Raw genomic sequence first — 7,309 nt, 5'->3', positions numbered from 1 at the left:
GTTTGGGCTTAGAACCCCGACTGGATCATCAAGCCGCAACTGCGCAATGTGCCGGGCGTGACCGAAATCAATTCCATGGGTGGCTATGCCAAACAATATCAGGTGGCGCCGAACCCGGAAAAACTCGCATCCTACGGTTTAACTTTACAGGACATTGTCACCGCGCTGGATCGCAATAACAACAACGTCGGGGCGGGCTATATCGAGAAGCGCGGCGAGCAATACCTGATTCGAGCGCCGGGCCAGGTTCACTCGATAGAAGATATTCGAAATGTCATTCTCGGCAATGTCCAAGGCGTGCCGATCCGCATCCGCGATGTCGGCGAAGTCGAGATCGGCCGCGAGCTGCGCACCGGCGCCGCCACCGAAAACGGCCGCGAGGTGGTATTGGGCACCGTCTTCATGCTGATCGGCCAGAACAGCCGCAGCGTCTCGCAGGCGGTCGACAAAAAGATGGCGGAGATTAACCGCACCCTGCCTGAAGGCGTACGGGCGATCACCGTTTACGACCGGACGGTGCTGGTCGACAAAGCTATCAACACGGTCAAGAAGAACTTAACCGAAGGGGCAATCCTGGTCATCGTGATTCTATTCCTGTTCCTCGGCAATATTCGCGCCGCCGTCATTACCGCGATGGTGATACCGCTGGCGATGCTGTTTACCTTTACCGGCATGGTGACTTACCAGGTGAGCGCCAACTTGATGAGCCTGGGCGCACTCGACTTTGGCATCATCATCGACGGCGCCGTGGTCATTGTCGAGAACTGCGTGCGGCGGCTCGCTCACGCTCAGGCGCAGCAAGGGCGCCCATTGACCCGTAGCGAGCGCTTTCAGGAAGTATTTACAGCCTCGAAAGAAGCGCGGCGGGCGTTGTTGTTCGGCCAGCTCATCATCATGGTGGTGTATTTGCCGATCTTCGCACTGACCGGCGTGGAAGGCAAAATGTTCCATCCGATGGCGTTCACTGTCGTGGCCGCCTTGGTAGGCGCCATGATTCTGTCGGTCACGTTTGTTCCGGCGGCCGTGGCTCTCTTCATTGGTGACAAAGTGGCCGAAAAAGAAAATGTGCTGATGCGGACGGCCAAGCGTGTCTATGCGCCGGTGCTGGATAGCGTCATGGGTAACAAGCCGGTGGTATTAACCTTTGCTGTTGTCACGGTGATCCTGTCGGGCCTCTTGGCTACGCGCATGGGCAGCGAGTTCGTGCCGAGCTTGAATGAAGGCGATTTCGCTATTCAGGCGCTACGCATCCCCGGCACCAGTTTGTCGCAATCGGTCGCCATGCAGCAGCGGATTGAAGCGACGCTGAAACAGCAGTTTCCGGAAATCGAGCGGGTATTTGCGCGAACCGGCACCGCTGAAATCGCCTCGGACCCGATGCCGCCCAATATCTCGGACGGTTACATCATGCTCAAGCCGCGCGAGCAATGGCCGGAACCGGATAAGTCGCGCGATGACCTACTGGCCGCAATCCAAACAGCGGCCAACAAACTGCCGGGCAATCTGTACGAGTTTTCACAACCCATCCAGTTACGTTTTAACGAACTGATTTCCGGGGTGCGTAGCGATGTGGCCGTTAAAGTGTTTGGCGATGACATGGCTGTGCTAAACGACACGGCGGCTGAAATCGCAGCGGTCATGAAAACTATTCAGGGCGCATCGGAGGTTAAAGTCGAGCAAACCACGGGGCTGCCGATGCTAACGGTCAACATTGACCGGGACAAAACCTCGCGTTACGGTTTGAACGTAGGCGACGTGCAGGATGCGGTGGCCACCGCAATCGGCGGAACAGAGGCCGGAACATTGTTCGAGGGCGACCGGCGTTTCGACATTATCGTTCGTTTGCCGGATAACCTGCGCAGCGATCCGGAAGCGATCAAACGTTTACCGATTTCATTGCCGCGCGGACAAAGCGGCGACGGAAGAACCACTTATATTCCGCTCGCTGAAGTCGCAAGCCTTGAATTAGCCCCGGGGCCCAACCAAATCAGCCGGGAGAACGGCAAACGGCGGATCGTGGTAACTTCCAACGTGCGCGGCCGCGATATCGGTTCGTTCGTTGCCGAGGCCGAACAACGGCTGCAACAGCAAGTCAAGATTCCGGCGGGATACTGGACCACCTGGGGCGGACAGTTCGAGCAATTGCAATCCGCCACGCAGCGTTTGGAAATCGTAGTGCCGGTGGCGTTGCTGCTGGTTTTTACCTTACTGTTCATGATGTTTGGCAACATCAAGGACGGTTTGCTTGTCTTTAGCGGCATCCCATTCGCACTGACCGGTGGCTTGGTCGCACTTTGGTTGCGCGATATTCCGATGTCGATTTCAGCGGCAGTGGGATTCATCGCTTTGTCGGGTGTAGCGGTACTGAACGGTCTGGTGATGATTGCCTTTATCCGCAGCCTCCGTGACGAAGGCATGTCGCTGGATAAGGCGATTGTAGAGGGTGCTTTGACGCGACTGCGACCGGTGCTGATGACCGCATTGGTGGCCTCGTTCGGTTTCGTACCGATGGCGATCGCCACCGGTACCGGCGCAGAAGTACAGCGGCCACTGGCCACCGTGGTGATCGGCGGCATTCTGTCGTCAACGATGCTGACATTGTTGGTATTACCGATTCTATACTGGCTCGCGCACCGCAACGATGAGCAAGCAGGTACATTGACACCGGAAAAAACACCCATTGGGTTTAATGAGGAGCGAAATAGATGAGTTCATGCAATCAATCAGAAAAAAGCTGTAGTTGTGCGGGAGATAAACCGGCTAACAATCAGCCAAATCTATCAATACCGGCAAGCGGAATGACCTTCAAGATCGAAGGCCTGGACTGTGCTGAGGAAGTCGCCACTTTAAAAAGCGCGATAGGCCCGCTAGTGGGCGGCGGCGACAAGCTGGCGTTCGATGTTTTAAATGGGCGCATGACGCTTTTGCCCGATGCCGGGCCTGTGGCTGAAAAAACCATTATCAAAGCGGTTGCCAAAACGGGTATGAAGGCAAGGCGTTGGCAAGCGGGTCAAAAACAACAAGATGATGCAACGCGACTTCACCGTTCGAAAACCGTTTATACCACGCTCAGTGGTTTGCTGATCATTGCCGGCATGGTGATTCATATCGCTATCGCCGGTGGATTTGGCGATGCGCAAACTTTTCTCAGCCACCCAGAAAACTGGTCTCTAAACTGGGAGGTTATTGCCGAGTATCTCACTAGCTTGTTTAACGCGCATACTCAGCAAGCTATTCCTTTGCCTGAGAAAATCGCCTTTGGCTTGGCGGTGATCTTCGGCGGTCGACATGTGGTTGTAAAAGCGTTTTATGCGCTGAAACGCTTGCGTGCCGATATGAATTTATTGATGACGGTTGCCGTCATCGGCGCCATGTTCATTAACGAATGGTTTGAAGCAGCAACGGTCAGTTTTCTCTTTGCGCTGTCCCTGGCGATTGAAAGCTGGAGCATTGGCCGCGCCCGTCATGCGGTAGAGGCTTTATTGGATTTAGCGCCATCGACGGTCAGGGTCAAGGATGAAAGTGGACAGGAACGCATGGTCCCCGCCGCAGAAGTCAGTATCGGCACCCGTTTCATGCTCGCTCCGGGCGATAAAATCCCGTTGGATGGTGAGGTGATCGCGGGTTTCAGTTCGGTCAATCAGGCCCCGATTACCGGTGAAAGCATCCCGGTCGCCAAGCAAGTGGGCGATGAAGTGTTTGCCGGTTGTATCAATAGCGAAGGAACCCTGGAAATCCGCTCCACCAAACTCGCCACGGATACCACGCTGGCACAAATCACGCGTCTGGTTGGGGAAGCGCATGGCAAGCGGGCGGAAGCCGAGCAATGGGTGGAGAAATTTGCGCGCGTTTATACGCCGGTCGTGATGACCTTGGCGCTGGCCGTTTGGGTCATTCCGCCGTTGTTTTTAGCAGGCGACTGGAGTGAATGGTTATACCGCGCCTTAGTGTTATTGGTGATTGCTTGCCCTTGTGCATTGGTCATTTCGACGCCGGTCAGTATTGTTGCCGCATTAGCGAGTGCGGCCCGGCAAGGTATTCTGATTAAAGGCGGCATTTATATCGAAACGCCGGCCCATCTTAATGCAATCGCCTTTGATAAAACCGGTACGCTGACCCGCGGTGAGCCGATAGTCACCGGTGTTTACCCGTTCAATGGTCATAGCGAAGCGGAACTGTTAAGCCGTGCGGCCGCATTGGAAGCACGCAGCAATCATCCGCTGGCGAAAGCTATTCTGCAATACACGGAAAACCAGGGCGTCAGTGTCGCCAGCGCGGACAACGTGACGGTTCTGCCCGGTAAAGGGATAACCGGGCTATTTAATGGCACCGATTACTGGCTGGGCTCGCGTCGTTATCTATTGGAACGTAGCCAGGAGATTCCGGAAATCAGCGCAAAAGCGATTGCCCTTGAACAGTCCGGGCAAACCGTGATTGCCATTGGCAGCGAGCGGCACATTTGCGGCTTGATTGCCGTCGCCGACCAACCTCGCGCTGAAATCAAATCGATTTTACAATCGTTGAGACAGACAGGTATCAAACATCTGGTCATGTTAACCGGTGATAACCAGGTGACGGCAAATAATATTGCAGCACAAATCGGCATTGATGAGATACACGCCGAATTATTGCCTGCCGATAAAGTGGAGATTGTCAGTCAAATGGTCGAGCAATACGGACAGGTAGCGATGATAGGTGATGGTGTCAACGACGCACCAGCGCTAGGCCGGGCCAACCTGGGAATTGCCATGGGGGTATTAGGCTCGGATGCGGCCATCGAAATAGCCGATATCGCTCTAATGGGCGATGATCTGTCCAAGTTGCCTTGGCTGATCAGACATTCCAAGCGAACGTTATCGATCATTAGACAGAATATAATCTTTGCGCTGACGATCAAGGCGGCATTTGCCGTGCTCGCCTTTGCCGGTGTGGCGACCTTGTGGGAAGCCATCGCCGCCGACACGGGTGCGTCACTATTAGTCGTCGCCAATGGCTTGCGGCTGCTTAAGCCTAAAAATACAGCGATTTAATAACCTGAACCATACAACTAAACTATTTTGGAGATTCCCATGACATTTAAACCACTGATTCCCCTGATTTTGGATCAATGGTTATTGTCGGCCTGTAGTTTCATGGAGCCCCATGCCAAGGATGTTGATCTGGACGTACAGCATGGGCATTGGCTAAGCACATTGAGGAAGAAGCCAACGAATTGCAGGCCAGGATTGGGGAGCATCAAAAATTCCTAAACCAATTCGAGACCAAACGCTATTTGTACGGCAGACATGCCAACGATCTGAAAGCACACAGCCAAGAGGTGATCGATCTTTATCAACAAGCGATTACGGCTAATCGGGATATGGCCGACATGGTTCGCGGAACGGGACATTAATTTTTTATCTGGCATGACCGTCGGAATGGACTGCGAAGCGGTCAGTTGATTAATACTATAGGGAAAGACCGAACTGCCAGGTCACAGGTATTCCTGTAAGCGGCTATTCAGGAAAATTGAGACTTGATCATGGCCGACCATCTCGTGATCGTTGATACATCGGTCAACATCCAAAGGTTGTCGCAAGCTGCGGTTGAGATATCGCAAAACATCTGTTTTACGACATGTATGCGACCTATGACCAAAATGCCGCTTTAACAACTTTGAAAGTATACGTAAAACACTGTCGTAAAATGATATTATACGGAAACATCAAATTTATGGTTTTCCGTCTATGTTAGTGGGCTATATGCGTGTTTCATCGGAATCGGACCGGCAAAGCACGGATTTGCAACGTGATGCGTTGCTGGCCGCCGGCGTCGATATTCGGCATCTTTTTGAAGATCGAGCATCAGGGGCCAAGGATGATCGTTCCGGACTGACCAATGCATTGGACTTCGTCCGTCCTGGGGATGTGCTGGTCGTGTGGAAATTGGATAGGCTGGGCCGCTCTTTGTCCCACCTGCTTTCAATTATCAACACGCTTAAAGAAAAACAGGTTGCATTCCGTTCACTCACTGAGGGCATGGATACCACTACGCCATCAGGCGAACTGTTGTTCCATGTCTTTGGCGCTCTCGCCCAATATGAACGTGCTTTGATTAAAGAACGTGTTTTAGCGGGCCTTACCGCTGCCAGAAAACGCGGACGAATTGGCGGACGCCCACCCGCCATTATGGGTGAAAAATTAGAAGCGATTATCGCCGCATTGAATAGCGGTATGTCTAAAGCGGCAGTCTGCCGTAACTTTGGTGTCAAGCGAACCACACTGATCGAAACGTTGGCTCGCATCGGCTGGCCTTCTTCAAATCCAAATCCATAACGGTGCGATGGACAATAGTGGCGATAAGGATCAGTGGGTACTAACACCCGCCGAACGCTCGTTGGTCATGGCCAAGAATCGAGCAAACCGGTTAGGGTTTGCAATTCTGCTAACGTTCTTCCGCGAACGCGGCAGGTTCCCGCGCGATGAATCCGAAATCGAAACCCAAGGCGTAGCCTTACTCAGTCAGCAACTGGAAGTGCCGATTCCAATAGATGGCGAAGCCATTCCTACTGGCCGCACTGCCGAGCGGCTACGCGCTGAAATTCGAGTCCGTTTCGGTTTCCGGGAAGTCACGGTTGCCGATGCGGAAATGCTGACAGCTTGGCTGCGTGATCATGTTGCCGGTGAAGTCGGCGGCGATATCGACTCGATGGTCGCACGATTGGAAGCACGTTGCAAAGAACTCTCGATTGAACCGCCTACACCTGATCGAATGGATCGTATTGCACGTAGTGCGCTGCATGCGCATGAAGACCTGTTCCACAATTCTGTCTATGAACGTCTTTCGCCCGAACACCGCGAGAGTTTGGATGCCTTGTTACGGTCTGAGAAATTCGGTAGCGAGAACAGTGAGCAAGATGACATTACCGGCAGCGCGTCAGCCCTCTTATTGACGCTGCGTAGCAATCCTGGCCGCCCCAGCCTTGCCAGTATGCAGGATGAACTAGCGAAATTAGCGCTCATCAGGAAAATCGGATTGCCAACCGATTTATTTGATAAGGTTTCACCGCTTGATTTGGAGCGTTGCCGCAAGCGTGTTTCTGTCGAAGTACCCCGCGACCTGCGTAGGCATCCCGATGCCGTACGCATTACTTGGTTGGCCGCGTTCGTTTACTTGCGTGCCCGCAGTTTGATTGATGATCTTGTGGACTTGCTGATCGAGACCATCCACCAGATCGGCGCACGCGCTGAGCGCAAAGTCGACCGGGAATTATTGGAAGACCTTAAGCGTGTTTCCGGCAAACAAAACCTGTTGGCCCGGTGGGAGCGAA

Annotated in this window: 5 protein-coding genes; all 5 read left to right on the top strand. The window is 53.5% G+C overall.

Annotated elements, in window-relative coordinates; genetic code table 11:
• The first annotated feature begins 57 nt into the window (after positions 1-57).
• Positions 58-2,709 carry an efflux RND transporter permease subunit gene (locus A1359_RS01665; protein WP_456297530.1) on the top strand — a complete coding sequence of 884 codons (2,652 nt, stop codon included), beginning with the start codon at positions 58-60 and terminating at the stop codon, positions 2,707-2,709.
• Positions 2,706-5,030 carry a heavy metal translocating P-type ATPase gene (locus A1359_RS01660; protein WP_083960441.1) on the top strand — a complete coding sequence of 775 codons (2,325 nt, stop codon included), beginning with the start codon at positions 2,706-2,708 and terminating at the stop codon, positions 5,028-5,030. The genes A1359_RS01665 and A1359_RS01660 overlap by 4 nt, the downstream gene beginning before the upstream one ends.
• Positions 5,031-5,179: 149 nt before the next feature.
• Complete coding sequence (locus A1359_RS01655; RefSeq protein ID WP_051954175.1) at positions 5,180-5,392, top strand: hypothetical protein; 213 nt, start codon at positions 5,180-5,182, stop codon at positions 5,390-5,392.
• Positions 5,393-5,741: 349 nt separating this feature from the next.
• Positions 5,742-6,314, top strand: coding sequence for a recombinase family protein (locus A1359_RS01650; RefSeq protein ID WP_456297529.1), 573 nt, complete (start codon positions 5,742-5,744; stop codon positions 6,312-6,314).
• Between the two features lie 7 nt (positions 6,315-6,321).
• Positions 6,322-7,309, top strand: a 988-nt coding sequence (locus tag A1359_RS01645) for a DUF4158 domain-containing protein (protein WP_157200429.1), incomplete at its 3' end; no start/stop codon positions are given.

Source organism: Methylomonas lenta, assembly GCF_001644015.1.
Classification (GTDB): Bacteria; Pseudomonadota; Gammaproteobacteria; order Methylococcales; family Methylomonadaceae; genus Methylomonas; species Methylomonas lenta.
The sequence above is the reverse complement of the archived record's forward strand: the minus strand, read 5'-3'. Positions and strand labels throughout refer to the sequence as shown.

Coding starts and splice junctions, on each gene's coding strand:
- A1359_RS01650 (WP_456297529.1), top strand. CDS start 5,742: ATGCGTGTTTCATCGGAATCGGACCGGCAAAGCACGGATTTGCAACGT.
- A1359_RS01660 (WP_083960441.1), top strand. CDS start 2,706: ATGAGTTCATGCAATCAATCAGAAAAAAGCTGTAGTTGTGCGGGAGAT.